The organism is Loktanella sp. S4079 (genome assembly GCF_000967725.1).
Classification (GTDB): domain Bacteria; phylum Pseudomonadota; class Alphaproteobacteria; order Rhodobacterales; family Rhodobacteraceae; genus Yoonia.
In genome coordinates this window covers 231,652-247,622 of record NZ_JXYE01000002.1, presented here as the reverse complement: position 1 = coordinate 247,622, position 15,971 = coordinate 231,652, and the positions used below count along the sequence as shown (strand labels likewise).

The 15,971-nt window shown below is 55.5% G+C and carries 15 protein-coding genes; 4 read left to right on the top strand and 11 right to left on the bottom strand.

The window, feature by feature from the left end:
* From TW80_RS02290 to proS, 6 genes are all read right to left on the bottom strand, one after another.
* Positions 1 to 390, bottom strand: coding sequence for a c-type cytochrome (locus tag TW80_RS02290; protein WP_045995748.1), 390 nt, complete (start codon positions 388 to 390; stop codon positions 1 to 3).
* A gap of 54 nt (positions 391 to 444) precedes the next feature.
* Positions 445 to 1,128, bottom strand: coding sequence for an ABC transporter ATP-binding protein (locus TW80_RS02285; protein ID WP_045995747.1), 684 nt, complete (start codon positions 1,126 to 1,128; stop codon positions 445 to 447).
* Complete coding sequence (locus TW80_RS02280; RefSeq protein ID WP_045995746.1) at positions 1,121 to 2,377, bottom strand: ABC transporter permease; 1,257 nt, start codon at positions 2,375 to 2,377, stop codon at positions 1,121 to 1,123. The genes TW80_RS02285 and TW80_RS02280 overlap by 8 nt, the downstream gene beginning before the upstream one ends.
* A 16-nt stretch (positions 2,378 to 2,393) precedes the next feature.
* A complete protein-coding gene (locus tag TW80_RS02275; RefSeq protein ID WP_045995745.1) occupies positions 2,394 to 3,104 on the bottom strand; it encodes a ThuA domain-containing protein in 711 nt (236 codons plus the stop codon).
* Positions 3,101 to 3,706 carry a DUF2937 family protein gene (locus TW80_RS02270; RefSeq protein ID WP_045995744.1) on the bottom strand — a complete coding sequence of 202 codons (606 nt, stop codon included), beginning with the start codon at positions 3,704 to 3,706 and terminating at the stop codon, positions 3,101 to 3,103. Before TW80_RS02270 ends, TW80_RS02275 begins: the two co-directional genes overlap by 4 nt.
* A 163-nt stretch (positions 3,707 to 3,869) precedes the next feature.
* On the bottom strand, positions 3,870 to 5,210 hold the full coding sequence (proS, locus tag TW80_RS02265; RefSeq protein ID WP_045995743.1) for a proline--tRNA ligase: 1,341 nt from the start codon (positions 5,208 to 5,210) through the stop codon (positions 3,870 to 3,872).
* A 172-nt stretch (positions 5,211 to 5,382) separates the two neighbouring features.
* On the opposite strand from proS, the gene TW80_RS02260 reads away from it, so the two are divergent.
* Genes TW80_RS02260 through TW80_RS02245 form a run of 4 tightly spaced genes read left to right on the top strand, consistent with a single transcriptional unit; the run spans position 5,383 to position 10,949 of the window.
* The gene (locus tag TW80_RS02260; protein WP_045995742.1) at positions 5,383 to 6,486 is read left to right on the top strand and encodes an AI-2E family transporter; all 1,104 of its coding nucleotides are present in this window, start codon (positions 5,383 to 5,385) and stop codon (positions 6,484 to 6,486) included.
* Positions 6,487 to 6,488: 2 nt separating this feature from the next.
* Entirely contained in the window at positions 6,489 to 7,142 is a 654-nt protein-coding gene (locus tag TW80_RS02255) for a DnaA ATPase domain-containing protein (protein ID WP_045995741.1), read from the top strand.
* Positions 7,143 to 7,199: 57 nt separating this feature from the next.
* Complete coding sequence (locus tag TW80_RS02250) at positions 7,200 to 9,368, top strand: RNA degradosome polyphosphate kinase (RefSeq protein WP_045995740.1); 2,169 nt, start codon at positions 7,200 to 7,202, stop codon at positions 9,366 to 9,368.
* 33 nt (positions 9,369 to 9,401) lie between these two features.
* Positions 9,402 to 10,949, top strand: coding sequence for a Ppx/GppA family phosphatase (locus TW80_RS02245; RefSeq protein WP_045995739.1), 1,548 nt, complete (start codon positions 9,402 to 9,404; stop codon positions 10,947 to 10,949).
* Here the strand turns inward: TW80_RS02245 and TW80_RS02240 are convergent, their stop codons facing one another.
* The 5 genes from TW80_RS02240 to scpA all read right to left on the bottom strand — a co-directional run bounded on the left by TW80_RS02240 (position 10,950) and on the right by scpA (position 15,902).
* Positions 10,950 to 11,948 (bottom strand): endonuclease/exonuclease/phosphatase family protein, encoded by a 999-nt coding sequence (locus TW80_RS02240; protein ID WP_045995738.1) that lies wholly within the window; start codon positions 11,946 to 11,948, stop codon positions 10,950 to 10,952.
* Positions 11,945 to 12,625, bottom strand: coding sequence for a molecular chaperone DjiA (locus tag TW80_RS02235; RefSeq protein ID WP_045995737.1), 681 nt, complete (start codon positions 12,623 to 12,625; stop codon positions 11,945 to 11,947). Before TW80_RS02235 ends, TW80_RS02240 begins: the two co-directional genes overlap by 4 nt.
* 11 nt (positions 12,626 to 12,636) lie before the next feature.
* The gene (locus TW80_RS02230; RefSeq protein WP_045995736.1) at positions 12,637 to 13,104 is read right to left on the bottom strand and encodes a GNAT family N-acetyltransferase; all 468 of its coding nucleotides are present in this window, start codon (positions 13,102 to 13,104) and stop codon (positions 12,637 to 12,639) included.
* A complete protein-coding gene (locus TW80_RS02225) occupies positions 13,101 to 13,700 on the bottom strand; it encodes a VOC family protein (protein WP_045996950.1) in 600 nt (199 codons plus the stop codon). Before TW80_RS02225 ends, TW80_RS02230 begins: the two co-directional genes overlap by 4 nt.
* Before the next feature lie 75 nt (positions 13,701 to 13,775).
* On the bottom strand, positions 13,776 to 15,902 hold the full coding sequence (scpA, locus tag TW80_RS02220) for a methylmalonyl-CoA mutase (protein WP_045995735.1): 2,127 nt from the start codon (positions 15,900 to 15,902) through the stop codon (positions 13,776 to 13,778).
* Positions 15,903 to 15,971 lie beyond the last annotated feature (69 nt).

Here is a 15,971-nt window from a genome sequence, read left to right as displayed (position 1 = left end):
CTACTCTTCACGCTGTAGCAGCGCAATATAATCAGTCAGCAGCAGCAGCTTGGTCGGCACAGGCGTTCCCAACCCATTTTCCTCGACAATCACCGTATCACCCAGATCACCTGCGCCGAATTCCGGCATCGCCACGCTAAAGTGCGCATCGCGTTGCAACCCGTCGATGGTGCTCATGACTTGGTCCCGCGGAAACACCCCACCATTACGCGACGCGATTGTCGTCAGGTCCGGCGGCACAGTATCCAACCCGCGCGCGAATGGCCCGTCACCGCGCGCATCCGCGCCGTGGCAGCCTGCACATTCGCTGGCGTAGATCTGGGCCCCGGTTTCAGGTTCCTCAACACAAGCAGCTAAAACTAGCCCCGCAAAGATCATAAAATAGCGCATCACTTTCTCCCTCGTTTTTCTCACGATAGCAGAACAGGCGATGCAAACTTTGATCTAGATCATCTCCAACACGCCAGCGGTCAGGCGCACCTGTCGGTCCATCCGTGCAGCAAGTTCAAGGTTATGTGTCGCAATGACCGCCGCCAGCCCGGTGTCGCGCACCAACGTCATCAGCGCGTCAAACACTTGGTCCGACGTATCCGGGTCAAGGTTCCCTGTCGGCTCATCAGCGAGCAACAGCGCGGGTTCATTCGCAAGCGCCCGGCAGAACGCCACCCGCTGCTGCTCCCCACCCGATAGCGCCGCGGGACGATGCGATGCCCGTTCTGCGATGCCAACCTTGCCCAGCAAATCCAGCGCACGTGCGTGCGCCGCCTTTTCACTTACCCCATTCGCTAACTGTGGCAGCACGATATTTTCAAGCGCGGTAAACTCTGGCAGCAAGTGGTGGAATTGATAGATAAATCCAACCGTATCGCGGCGTGCGGCCGTACGTTTGCGATCCGACAGATTGGTCATATCCGTCCCGCCAATCGTCACCGTCCCGGTGTCTGGCGTATCCAAAAGCCCCGCAATATGCAGCAACGTAGACTTACCCGCACCCGATGGCGCGACAAGGCCCACAACCTCACCCGGTTTTACAGACAGGGATACGCCTTGCAACACACTAACTTCGTTCGGTTTTCCGGTGTTGTAGGTTTTGGTCAGGTCCGCGACCTCAAGCGTGAACTCATTCATAGCGCAGTGCCTCAACAGGATTCATCCGGGCGGCACGGCGCGCCGGGAAAATTGTGATAATCCAAGACAGCCCCAGCGACAGCGACACTGATTTCAGAACGTCAGATAGGTGGAGTTCAGCAGGCACAGCATAAATCCCTCGGATCGAAGGATCCCAAACGCCGCCGCCCGAGACAAAGTTCACAAAGCTGAAAATCTGGTCAATGTAGATCGCAAACAGGCAGCCCAACACGACACCGCAAAGCGTCCCGACAGTTCCGATCCCTGCACCGCAGATAAAGAACACCCGCATGATCGACCCTTCGGTTAGCCCCATGGTCCGCAAGATGCCAACATCGCGCCCCTTGTTTTTGACCAGCATGATGAGACCACTGATGATATTCATCGACGCCACAAGCACGAGGATCGACAGGATGATGAACATCACGTTGTCCTCGATAGTCAGCGCGCGCAGGTAACGCCGCACGCGGTCTTCCCAGCTATAGGCCCACATGCCAGCCCCTGCGGCATCCGCGATGGGTTGCTTGAGCCCTTCTGAGAGGGTGATATCGTCTAGCTGAACCGCCAGTTCATCCGCCACGCCATCGCGGTTAAAGATAAACTGCGCGACATCCAGCGGCAGATAGGCGCGGACTTCGTCAATCTGATAGCGCCCAGTCGAGAAAATATAGACGACCTCATAGGCATTGCGCCGCGTTGATTGCCCCATGGGTGTCGCAGCACCGGCACGTGTCGTGATTTCAATCCGGTCGCCGATGGTCACACCCAAATTCGCGGCGAGTTCCAACCCCAGCGCAATACCGTTGTCCAGATTATCAAGGTTGCCGTAGCTACGATCGCTTTCGACAATTGCGTCCGAAACTTTCAAATCCTCGAGCTTAATCCCGTAGATATCCGCAAGCCCCAACCGACCAGAGGCATTGGCCATCGCCTGCCCCCGCACAAGTGGAAAGACATCGGTGACATGATCTTGCGCAAGGATACGGTCAGCGACCTCTTCGTAGTTCTCGATAGTTCCACCGGGCTGCTGCACTGTGACATGTGCGTAAGCACCTGCAATCGTATCGACAAATTCAGCGCGAAAGCCCGACCGCACGGCAAGTGTCGCAATCAAAGCGAAAACCGCCAAAGTGACCCCGATGAGGCTAATCCAAGTCATAACGCTAATGCCACCTTCGGCACGTTTAGCACGGATGTATCGCCACGCGATCATCCATTCGAATTTGGCAAATGGGCGGGTCGAGGTCATGAAATCTCTTTTTCTGTTACCAATGATTTCCGGGGCTTTGGAACTGTGAAACGTCCTGCCCGCGGGCTGCGGTTTTGCTTTGTGCAGCCCACAATAACCCGCGACGTAGCATCTCGTGCGCGGGGCCGCCAGCGATCACGTTTGCTTGGTGCCCCAAAGAATTGTAGTAAACCCGTCCCAATCCCCAGGCCCGTGTCCATGCCACAGGCATTTCGACCGCGCCGTTCGGGCTGTGATACCATGTCACAACATCAGTACGGCTTGTTGCGAGGACGTTGTTGGCGGGATCGACGTGCAGATAGTATTGTTCGGTCTCGACGTCGAAATCATCAATCCCTGCGACTAATGGATCGTTCGAAGTGATTGTGATCCGATGTTTGACGCCGTCGCCGCCGGGATGCGCGACCCAGTTTGCACCAGTGATGAACTGCCATAGCGGTGAGCCGCGAAATGCATCGCACATGCCGCCGTGGCAACCCGCCATACCGGTGCCATGTGCAACGGCCTCGGACACATTGGTCGCTGCTTCGCGCGTTATTTCACTCATGGTCCAGACCGGCACGATCAGATCATAAGTCCTGAGTTGCTCCGCATCATCAAAGCAATCAAGACTATCGGTAACGACTGTTTCTATCCCGGCGTCTGCCAATATCTGATCAAAGATCGCCGCGACCTTATCTGGTTCGTGACCGTCCCAACCACCCCAAGTAATAAGCGCCTTTGTCATCGGCGGGCACCCGATAGTGGGCGAATGTGGCTCTTGGGCTGTTCTGACGCAGGGCGGCGCACTGGTGGGTCCATACGAGTAGGTTTCGTCGCTGCGGTTCCTGTCCGTGTCTGCGCCCTTGTTTTGCGCCGGAAGGGCATCGTCAAAAGACCAAGGACACTGCCAAGCGCGGCCCAACCGCCAACAAATCCAGCCCCGGCCGCAGCCGCCCCGGCCGTGCTCACAGGGACGGCGGGGGTGTAGTCTTGCCAGACTGCTTGAAAAGTGTCCCGATCAGTCATGCGATGCGGCATGAGCATGCGCTCGATCGGTGTCGCCGCGCGCAATGCGGTCATGTTTTCGTTTAAACGGGCATGCCGGGCGATGGTGCGGCGCCACATGGCCTCTTGCCCTTGTGTCAAAGGTAGCGCTGACATTGCCTCAAGCATTTCTTCGCGCCCCATCCCATCTTGCAATGCAGTTGCATCGAATTCCTTGATCTGGCGCGATAATTCATCGACCTGACCACCCAGTCGCTGCAAATATTGCTGGGAAAACTCTGGAAACTGCGACAGTCCTGCCGCCCCAGCGATACCACCCGCAAGGCAAAGAATCCGGATCATGACCGGTCTCTGGATATGTTTCTGCGTGTCATCTGCGGCCTCAACACATGTTCTTTTGGGGCAGCATAACAGAGTTTTTGCGACCCGTTAACGCATCTTGGAAAAATGGGCGCTGATCCGCAAGGACCGCGCCCATTCCATCACATCAATGTGCGGTGTTCGCTCAGGCGATACCTTCGTAGATCTTGGTGATTTTTGCGACGGCCTCTGCGGCAGGCATCTCGGTCGCCTCGCCAGTGCGGCGGCAGGTGACTTCGACGACACCGTTTTTGATACCACGCGGGCCGATAGTGATCCGCCAAGGCAGACCAATCATGTCCATTGTGCCAAACTTGGCACCCGCGCGCTCATCACGGTCATCGTAGAGCGGCTCAAGTCCCGCAGCAGTGAACTGTTTGTACAGATCTTCACAGGCTGCATCGCAGGCTTCATCCCCGGTGCGCATGTTCAAGATACCAACGTGGAACGGGGTAACACCTTCTGGCCAGATGATACCTTTGTCATCATGGCTCGCCTCGATGATCGCACCCAACAGGCGGGAAACGCCAATACCGTGGGACCCCATATGAACAGGTACTTTGCCACCTTTGCCATCATCGACCGTTGCGCCCATTGCCTCTGAGTATTTGGTACCAAAATAGAAAATTTGGCCAACTTCGATGCCGCGCGCTGAACGACGACGCTCCTCGGGGACATCAGCAAAGATGGCCTCGTCATGGGTTTCATCGGTACGTGCGTAACGGCTGGTGAATTCCTCGAGCACTGCTTCGCATTGCTCGCGTGAATCGTAATCAATCTCGCGGTCACCGAATTTTAGATCGGTGATTTCGCTGTCAAAGAAGACCTCTGATTCACCAGTTTCCGCCAGTACAAGGAATTCATGCGTGTAGTCGCCACCAATAGGGCCACCGTCCGCACGCATTGGAATCGCCTGAAGGCCCAGACGTTCGTAGGTGCGCAAGTAGCTGACCAAGTGACGGTTATAAGCGTGCAGCGCGTCTTCTTTGGTGAGATCAAAGTTGTAGCCGTCTTTCATATAAAATTCGCGCCCCCGCATCACACCAAAACGCGGGCGCACTTCGTCGCGAAACTTCCACTGGATCTGGTAGAGCGTCAGCGGCAGGTCTTTGTAGCTGGTTACATGCGACCGGAAGATATCTGTCACGAGCTCTTCGGCTGTCGGGGTAAACAGCATTTCACGACCGCCACGGTCTGTGATGCGCAGCATTTCTTCACCGTAGGCATCATAGCGGCCGCTCTCGCGCCACAGGTCCGCCGACTGGATGGTCGGCATCTGGATCGCAATGTGGCCCGCGCGCGCCTGTTCTTCGTGCACGATGTTTTCGATTTTGCGCAACACCTTAAAGCCCAGAGGCAACCACGAATAAATCCCGGCACTGGACTGTTTGATCATCCCAGCCTGCAACATATAGCGATGGCTGACGATCTGCGCCTCGCGAGGCGTCTCTTTGAGTACGGGGAGAAAGTAGCGGCTCATGCGCATTGCGGTGACCTTCCTAGTAAAACGAGTTAGCACGGGTGTAATCCGCGCGTCCGCGCCTATCAAGCGCTGACATGTGTCCAAATCAACAGCAATATGGTGCAATTTTATGCGCTGCTCTTGCGCTGGCAGGTCCCATACCGCATCTAAATGACGAAACAATCGAGGAAAGCGGATGGCATTACCGATTCAACAACAGGCAAAATACTGGGGAATCGTCGCAACTGTATTGCTTGTCGTGCTTTGGTTCTTGGGCGATGTGATCCTGCCGTTTGTTCTGGGCGGGGCAATTGCCTATTGTTTTGACCCGGTTGCAGATCGGTTGGAAAAAGCGGGGCTTAGCCGTGCGGCGGCGGTGACAGTAATTACGTTGGTTGCGGTCGTCTTGTTCATTTTGCTGATCCTATTGGTGATCCCGACCCTGATTTCGCAAACGACACAGTTGATTGATACCGCGCCTGAACTATTTAGCCGCTTACGCGATGCATTGACAGAACGCTTCCCGTCGCTCGTCGATTCAGAAAGCACGGTCCATAAACAACTCTTGGCAATTGGAGAAGCAATCCAATCCAAAGGCGGCGAGCTGATAAACGGGATACTAAGTTCCGCAATTGGCCTGCTGAATGTTGTTATCCTACTGGTAATTGTGCCCGTCGTTGCGTTTTATCTGCTGCTGGACTGGGACAATATGACAGCCCGGATTGACGAGCTATTACCGCGCGATCACGTGGGCACGGTGCGCAAATTAGCCCGCGAAATCGATCGCACCTTGGCTTCGTTTATTCGCGGCCAAGGAACCGTCTGTCTGATCTTGGGGACCTATTATGCCGTAGCCCTGATGATTGCGGGTTTGAAATTCGGGCTGATCGTTGGATTTATCGCCGGGCTGGTCACATTTATCCCCTATGTCGGGGCACTGGTCGGTGGTGTTCTGGCGGTTGGGCTCGCGCTGTTTCAGTTCTGGGGCGGCACCGAAGTAATCGACGGTGAGACCGTGACCGTCACGACAAACTGGCTACGGATCGGCATTGTCGCGGGGATATTCTTTTTTGGGCAATTCCTCGAAGGGAATATTCTAACCCCTAAACTGGTTGGCGGGTCGGTTGGATTGCACCCTGTTTGGCTGCTCTTTGCGCTGTCTGTATTCGGGTCGCTCTTTGGATTTGTCGGTATGCTTGTTGCGGTTCCGCTTGCTGCAGTGATTGGCGTCCTGACACGATATGGGATAGAGCACTACAAAAGCGGGCGGCTCTATCGCGGATTATCCACGGACGAATAACTATGGCGGATCAACTGACATTTAACTGGCCAACAGGTGTTGCGCTGGGACCGAACGATTTTTTCGTATCGGGCGCCAATGCACAGGCCTTTGCGATGCTGACTGCGCCGCAATCGTGGCCAGATCGCAAGCTCGTGGTTGCGGGCCCCACCGGCTGTGGCAAAAGCCATTTGGCGCGTATCTTTCAGATCCAGACTGACGCCAAAAAAATCTCGGCAAGCGATATCACCCCGGATTTTCAAACCGACACCAAATTCGTCATTGTCGAAGATATGGAACAATTGCCCCAGAATTCTGAAGAAGCGATGTTCCATCTGCACAATCACCTGCGTAACACGGGCGGGACGTTGTTGATGACCGCGCAAAGCGCGCCAAGCCGCTGGCCCGTCGCCCTGCCCGACCTTGCCAGCCGCATGCAAGCCACAACAGTGACGCAAATCGAAAATCCGGATGACGCGCTTTTGTCAGCCTTGATCATGAAGCTATTTGCGGATCGGCAGATCATGCCCAAACCGGCCTTGGTTCAATATCTCACGACGCGCATTGAGCGATCCTTTGCGGCTGCGGCCGATATCGTTGCCCGACTAGACGAAGCTGCGCTGGCCACCGGGCGCAAGATCAATAAATCCCTTGCAGGTGATTTGCTGGACAACTGACCGGCGGATCGCGATAATTGTCACAAAGTCGCAACAGATGCGGCACATAAGGCAATTATGAACATATCAAACTTTCTCGACGCCGATTTTCCCCCGGCCGCCGCATGCGACATTGACCCATCCACCCCTGCCCGCTTCGTAAACCGCGAACTCAGCTGGCTTGGGTTCAACTGGCGTGTTCTGGAAGAGGCCGAAAACCCACGTGTTCCGCTGCTCGAGCGGCTGCGCTTTTTGTCGATTTCCGCAACGAACCTTGATGAATTCTTCAGCGTCCGCGTCGCGGGTCTACGCGAGTTGGCTAATGCCGGTAACGTGACCCCTGCGCTTGACGGTCTTAGCCCCGCCGAACAGCTTGTGCTCATCGATGCGGATGCACGGCGTTTGATGGCCCGTCAGCAGACAGTTTTTACCGCCCTCCAAGAGGAAATGGCGACCCAAGACATCCACCTGCTGACCCGTGATCAGCTAACAAAAGAAGACATCAGCTATCTTGAAGACGTGTTTTTGGAACAGGTCTTTCCGGTGCTATCGCCCTTGGCGATCGACCCTGCGCACCCCTTTCCGTTTATCCCGAACGAAGGGTTCGCTCTGGCGCTGCAACTTGAACGCCCCAGCGATAAACGTGGGCTGCGTGCACTGCTGCCAGTACCTGCGCAAATCGACCGGTTCATCGCGCTGCCTACCGCACAGGGCAACCGGTTTTTGCCGCTCGAAGAACTGCTCTTGCTGCATATTGGGCAGTTGTTCCCAGGCTATAAGGTCAAAGGAAACTGCGCGTTCAAGGTTCTGCGCGACAGCGACCTCGAGGTCGAAGACGAAGCCGAAGACCTCGTGCGTGAATTTGAGGTCGCACTGAAACGCCGTCGGAGAGGCGAGGTTGTTCGGCTGAAAATTTCGGCCGAGGCCCCGGCAGCGTTGCAAACGCTGATCATGTCGGAATTGCACGTCACGTCCGAGGCCGTTGTCGAAGTTGACGGGATGATTGGGATATCCGACCTGAGCGAACTGGTCCTAGAAAGCCGCCCCGATTTACTATGGCCGTCATTTTCGCCGCGTGTGCCTGAACGCGTGCAGGATCACGACGGTGATATGTTTGCGGCGATCCGTCAAAAGGACATGCTGCTGCACCACCCCTATGAAACATTCGATATGGTGGTACGTTTCCTTCAGCAGGCGGCACGTGACCCTGATGTTGTTGCGATTAAACAGACGCTCTACCGGACATCAAAACGCTCACCAATTGTCGAAGCGCTCTGCGAGGCGGCGGAGGACGGAAAATCGGTCACGGCACTGGTTGAGCTAAAAGCACGCTTTGACGAGGCAGCCAACATTCGGCAATCTCGGCGGCTCGAACGTGCGGGCGCCCATGTGGTGTACGGTTTTCTCAACTACAAAACCCACGCTAAGATCAGTACCGTTGTCCGCCGCGAGGGCGACAAATTGGTCACCTACACGCATTTTGGCACCGGGAACTATCACCCGATCACCGCACGTATTTATACAGACCTTAGCTTGTTTACTTGCGATGCCAAACTGGGCCGCGATGCGACCAAAGTGTTCAATTACCTATCAGGTTATGCGCAACCTGAAACGCTCGAAAACCTCGCAATTTCGCCCCTCAGCCTAAAGCAAACCCTGTTGGACCGGATCGCGGCAGAGGCGGAAAACGCGCGCGCAGGCAAGCCTGCGATGATTTGGGCAAAGATGAATTCACTCATCGAATCCGATGTGATCGACGCGCTCTATGCTGCTTCACAGGCGGGCGTGAAAATCAGTCTCGTCATTCGTGGCATCTGCGGCTTGCGCCCCGGCGTCAAAGGATTGTCCGAAAATATCCGCGTCAAATCTATCGTGGGACGGTTTCTAGAGCATTCCCGGATCGTGTGTTTTGGCAACGGATCAGAACTGCCCTCCAAAAAAGCCAAGGTTTATATCAGCTCGGCCGATTGGATGGGGCGAAACCTAAACCGTCGCGTCGAAACCTTGGTCGAGATCAAAAACGCCACCGTCAAAGCACAAATCGTCGGTCAAGTCATGGCCGCCAATATGGCTGACGTTGCGCAAAGCTGGATCATGGGGCCCGACGGCAGCTTTACCCGAGCAACAGTTGCCGAGGGTGAATTTGCATTCAACTGCCACCGGTTCTTTATGGAAAATCCATCGCTTTCCGGGCGTGGATCAGCAGGGGCATCTGACGTACCAAGGTTGACGCATACGGACGATTGACCGATACCTGAAAAGGTAAACGGCGGAGTTCCAATGACGACACAACCAGATCCGGACACCATTGATTGGGGTCCCTTTGGCCGACCATTATTCGAAGATCCTGCGGCCAAAAACCTGAGCCGCGTTGGCGTAATTGATGTGGGGTCGAACTCGGTGCGGTTGGTCGTCTTTGACGGTGCGGCGCGTTCTCCTGCGTATTTCTACAACGAGAAAATCATGTGCGCCTTGGGCGCCGGGCTGTCCGAAACTGGACATCTCAACCCCGAGGGCCGCAGACGCGCCCTGTCAGCAATCCGCCGGTTTGCCGCGCTCGCCGAAGGCATGGGGATTCTCCCACTCACTGCGGTCGCCACAGCCGCCGTCCGTGAGGCAAGCGACGGCCAAGATTTCCGTGACGAAATCCTACGCGAAACGGGCGTGAAACTGTGGATCATTGACGGCAAAGAAGAAGCACGCCTATCGGCCCAAGGTGTCTTGCTAGGTTGGCCCGGCAGCTATGGGCTGGTCTGCGATATTGGCGGGTCGTCGATGGAGTTAGCTGACCTCGCCGAAGGGCGCGTCGGGCAGCGCGTGACCTCTGCGCTTGGCCCGCTCAAACTCCGCGAGATTAAGGGAGGCAAAAAGGCGGTTAAGGCCTATGTGCGCGAAACCATGGCCCGGCTTCATGATGAGATGGGCAATGAAACCGGGATGCGGCTGTTTTTGGTCGGTGGGTCTTGGCGCGCAATCGCGCGTGTCGATATGGAGCGTCGGAACTATCCGCTGACTGTTTTACATGAATACCGCATGTCATCGCGCCAAATCAGCAAGACAGCGAAATACATCGCAGAATCAGACCTTCAGGATCTGCGCGGACGTTGCAACATTTCCGATAGCCGGATGTCGCTGGTGCCTCTTGCCTCTATTGTGCTCAAGGAATTGATGCGGACTTTTAAACCCAAAGATGTCGCAATTTCATCTTATGGTATTCGCGAGGGCATGCTGTTCGAACAAATGCCACGTGAGCTGCGTGACCGCGATCCGTTGATCGAGGCCTGCCGTTTCGCCGAGGCCAAAGACGCAAGGCTGCCCGGCTTTGGTCGGTTGCTATACGACTTTGTTAAGCCGCTGTTTCCCCGCGCGAATTGGCAGCGTAAACGCATCATAAAGGCGGCATGCCTATTGCATGACGTAAGCTGGCGCGCCCATCCCGATTACCGCGCAGAGGTCACCTTCGACAACGCGACCCGCGCTAATCTGGGCGGCCTAAAGCACTATGAACGTGTGCTGTTGGGTCTCGCGCTCATGAACCGCTACACCAACAAAACAGATAAAACACGGTTTGCCCCGCTGTTTGAAATGCTTGAGCCCGCGCAAATCAAAGAGGCCGAGGTATTAGGCAAAGCGTTGCGCCTTGGCGCTATGCTTTGGCTGTCGGCAGATGAGCCGCCGGGTAAGCTCAAGTGGAAAGCAAAATCTGCAGAATTACAGCTGATCCTGACCGCGCATGCCAAACCTCTGTACGGAGAGGTCGCCGAGTCACGTTTTGCCGCGCTGGCCAGTGCACTGGGCGCCACACCAACAGTGAAATTCACCAAGTAACTAGCTGGGAATATCCAGCACCACAGGAAAGTGATCCGATGCGGTCAGCAGCGCGTTACGCAGCGGTTCATTTTCATAACAATCAGGATGATCGAACGGGTGCCAAATTTGCCAGCGTGGATTTTTGTCGCGCACACCCGGCGACACCATAATGTAATCCAGCAGTGCTTGCAGATAGGGTTGTCCCTTACGCTTAAAGCGCGCCGTGGTGGGCGACGCCCCGATCCGACGGCTCAGTGCGAGCCGGGCATGTGGATCAAAAAGCTGCGTCCCGTTGCCTTCACCAAGGACGATTTCGACGCCAGATCTGCCAAATAGTTTTTCGTATTCGTCCAAACCGGGACCATCATTAAAATCGCCCATGACAATCAAGTCATCACCAGCCATCAGATGGTCTTCGACGCGGCCACGCAACCAGACACATTGAGCGAGTTGCTTGCGCCTATTCTCGATTGAGATGCGGATCGCTTCGGCGTCGTTTCGTGCACCATGAGGGGCCTTGGATTTGGCGTGCACACCAATCATCCGAAAATCCCCGACAGGCGTTGTCAGCGCCAGTTCAAGCGGCGGCTTGGACCATCGTATCGGTTCTGGCGCAGCATCGACATCCAAATCCATCGCAAATGTCTGATCAAAGCGAGGGTACTTTGGCGACGCCTTTGGATCATGCGTAGCGTTGATCACATCCGGATCATACAAAAGCGCGATTTCTTGTTGCGTATCATTTGGGTAACCGATGGTGGCAGAACGCGCGCGCAACCCAACAGTCGCGGCAAATTGTTCGAGCGCCGTAACCGTATGACGATGCGGGCTAGTGTCCGGTGCCTCGATGATCATCACAGCGTCCGCATCAAGCGCGGTGAAAACATCCGCGAGCGCTGCCAACTGCTGCGCTCGCGTTACGTTCCAACGCGACGACCAGGCATCATCATCAAGCAAACTGCCATCATCGCCGAACAGATTGTTGAACCATTCGACATTATAGGTCGCAATTCTCATCCGCGGCTGCCTTGGATTTCTTCCCAAGCGCGGTTGATCGCAACGAGCCGCCGTTCAGCGAGCTTGACCGCCTCTTCGGGAACACCACGCGCAATCATCTGATCAGGATGGGTTTCACGCACCAATTTGCGCCACGCTGTACGGACCTCATCAATGGTCGCGTCGGATGCGATACCTAAAACATCATATGGGTCACGCTCGGCCCCGGCGACGAATTGGGCGCGAATTCCGCGAAAACGGCGTTCGTCGAACCCAAAAATCTCGGCAACCTGATGCAGGAAATCATCTTCTTTCGGGTGGTACACCCCGTCGGCCATCGCGATTTGAAACAACCCTTCCATCAGGTGACAAAGCGGACGATCATCGTCGCCAAACATCGCCTTGATCTGACGCGCGTAGCTCTCGTAGCCAGCAACATCCTGCCGCGCCAAATTAAAGACGCGTGCTGCGTTTTCCTCTTCTTCCGGTGGAATGACAAAGACCTCGCGGAATGCGACTACTTCGTCGCGGGTTACGATACCGTCAGCCTTGGCCATCTTTGCACCCAAGGCGATTACGGCAATCGCAAAAGCAACAGTCCGATCCGGAGTCGTCCGCAGTTTTTCAAAAACAGCAGAAAGCCCCTCACCCGCAGTCAGGGCAGCAAGCGCTTCGGCAATGCGCGTCCAGATTGACATATGCGTTCCTTTCACAGGTGCTTTTGCATCAATACCAGATCGATCCAACGGCCAAACTTGAACCCGACTTCGCGAAGCGTTGCAACCGTTTGAAACCCAAGCGCGGCATGAAAGCGCACCGCATCCGGATTTTCACCGCTACAGCCAGCAAAGAGCGTATGCATCCCAGCGGCTTTGGCATCCGCACAAATCGCATCCATCAATTTGCGCCCTGCCCCTTGGCCTTGTGCATCGGGGTGCAGCATAATCGTATGTTCAACAGTAAAACGATACCCAGCCCCACCACGAAACTGAAAATACCGGGCAAACCCCAATACACGGCCTTCGTATTCCCATACGAAACAGGCATTTTTGATCAGCTCCGCCACCTCGGCGACGGATTTTTCATCGGGGTTAAAGGTTATAGTCGTATCCCGAATTGCGCTATTCCAAATCTCTGCAACCTCGGGGGCGTCAGCGTCAGTCGCGGCACGTATCATGATAGTTCTTTTACTCCATCGGGGCCCTCAAATCGGGCAACAAAGCTTGATTCACCCTGTTCAAACCGGATGCGCGGGTCATTAATTGGGATGAGACCCTGCAACATCGCGGCCTCTGGGTGGATCACCACGAATTCGATCAGGCGCAGACCTGAGGGCGGCAAAGACTGCGATGGTGGCGTGATCCCATCAGCCCATTTCAGCAATGTCGGGAAACCACCACCAAATGGCAGGCGACCGTCACCCGGAACGGTAATCGACCAACGCAGGTCCCCCCGAGATAGCTGTTGAACGGGTCCAGCATGATTTGCGTATGCCGATGGAACATCCGCCCGACAAATCCAATTCGCCACACGCGGCGGCCCCGAAAACCGATCAAGATCAAACCATGAATGCCCAGCAAGTGGGTTTACATGCGGGTCTTTTGCGATCACCTCTAGGTACAGACCATCGGCCAAACCCAGCAACTTATTGTGAGTACCGTATTTCTCGTGGTGTCCACCGGGTTGCAGCGCAACACCTAGCCGGTCTTCGACCCAAGCCACCCCTGCATCTAACGATTCAGCCCCAACGGCCAGATGGTCCAGAATAAACATCAGAAATAGCCCTTTGATGCGATCAATTGAGCGCACCAAAGCGGCATTTCAAATGCGATGCAAGCCGCGAAGCTTTTAGGCGCGTGCTTCGCGGATCAGTTTCAAAATATCCTGGGCCGCAATAGGAATATTGGTCCCCGGCCCAAAGATCGCTTTGACACCATTATCATACAGGAACTGATAGTCCTGCTGTGGGATTACGCCGCCACAGATTACAATGATATCTTCGGCACCTGCATCTTTGAGCGCCTGCACCAACTGCGGCGCGAGGGTCTTGTGCCCTGCCGCCTGAGAGCTAATCCCAATCACATGCACGTCGTTATCTATTGCGTCTTGCGCGGCCTCGGCTGGGGTTTGGAAGAGCGGGCCAACATCAACGTCGAACCCGATGTCTGCAAAAGCGGTCGCGATCACTTTGGCACCACGGTCGTGACCGTCCTGTCCCATTTTGACGACCAACATACGTGGGCGACGCCCTTCGTCCTCGGCGAAGGCTTCGACGCTGCGCTGAATTTCAGCAAAGCCCTCGTCGCCCTCATAGGCAGCGCCATAAACGCCTGCCAGCGTTTTCACTTCGGCTCTGTGCCGACCAAATGTCTTCTCCATTGCCATGCTGATCTCTCCGACTGTGGCGCGGGCGCGCGCGGCTTCGACTGCAGCTTCCAAAAGATTTCCGCCTTCGCTTGCACGGCGGGTGAGTTCGCTCAGCGCTGCCTCGACGGTCGCACTGTCGCGGGCCGCTTTGGTTCCGGCAATACGTTTGACCTGCCCCTCGCGAACGGCGTTGTTATCGATATCCAGAATGTCGATCGGGTCTTCTTTGTCTTTGCGATATTTATTCACCCCAACAATGACTTCTGTACCGCGATCAATATCGGCCTGACGGCGCGCTGCAGTTTCTTCGATCCGCAGCTTTGGCATCCCAGAGGCCACTGCTTTGGTCATCCCGCCCATTTCCTCGACCTCTTCGATCAACGCCCATGCCTTTTCGGCGAGTTCATTGGTCAGGCTCTCCACGTAATAAGACCCAGCCAAAGGATCGACGACATTGGTGATCCCGGTCTCTTCTTGCAAGATAAGCTGGGTATTCCGCGCGATCCGGGCGCTAAATTCAGTTGGCAGCGCAATCGCCTCGTCCAGTGCATTGGTGTGCAGCGATTGTGTACCGCCCAGCGCGGCCGCCATCGCCTCATAAGCGGTGCGGATCACGTTGTTGTATGGATCCTGCTCTTGCAAGGAAACGCCACTGGTCTGGCAGTGGGTCCGCAACATTGATGATTTCGGGTTCTTTGGTTCGAACTCTTCCATGATCCGCGACCACAAAAGACGTGCCGCGCGCAGTTTGGCCGCCTCCATAAAGAAGTTCATCCCGATGGCGAAGAAGAAGCTAAGCCGCCCCGCGAATTTATCGACATCCATACCACGCGCAATCGCCGCGCGCACGTATTCACGGCCATCTGCCAACGTATACGCAAGCTCTTGAACGAGGTTCGCACCCGCCTCTTGCATGTGGTAGCCAGAAATCGAAATCGAATTGAACTTCGGCATCTCATTCGAGGTGTATTCAATGATATCCGCAATGATCCGCATCGAAGGCTCGGGCGGATAAACATACGTATTGCGCACCATGAATTCTTTTAGAATGTCATTTTGAATAGTGCCTGCCAAAAGCGATCTGTCGTGCCCTTGTTCTTCGCCGGTGACGATGAAATTGGCCAAAATTGGAATGACTGCACCGTTCATGGTCATCGACACGCTGACCTTATCCAGCGGGATACCGTCGAACAGTATCTTCATGTCCTCGACGCTATCAATGGCAACCCCTGCCTTACCGACATCACCAACGACACGTTCGTGGTCGCTATCATAGCCTCGGTGGGTGGCTAGGTCGAAGGCCACAGAAACCCCCTGCTGACCCGCTGCCAGCGCTTTGCGATAAAATGCATTCGATTCTTCGGCGGTCGAGAAACCTGCGTATTGCCTGATCGTCCAAGGGCGACCAGCATACATCGTCGCCTTTACCCCACGGGTAAAGGGGGCGGCACCGGGGATGCCCCCCATATGCGGCAGGTCTGCGGTATCTTCGGCGGTGTAGAGTGGCTTTACCGCGATCCCCTCTAACGTATCCCAATTCAGCGCTTCCAAGGGCTTGCCACGCAGTTCTTTGGTGGCGATTTCTTCCCAAGTTTTCTTATCTGTCATGATCAGCTCCTGCTCAGCGCGGGTGATTTATTGCGCTCTTTTGCGCTTGGCCCTTAGAATTTGGACAAA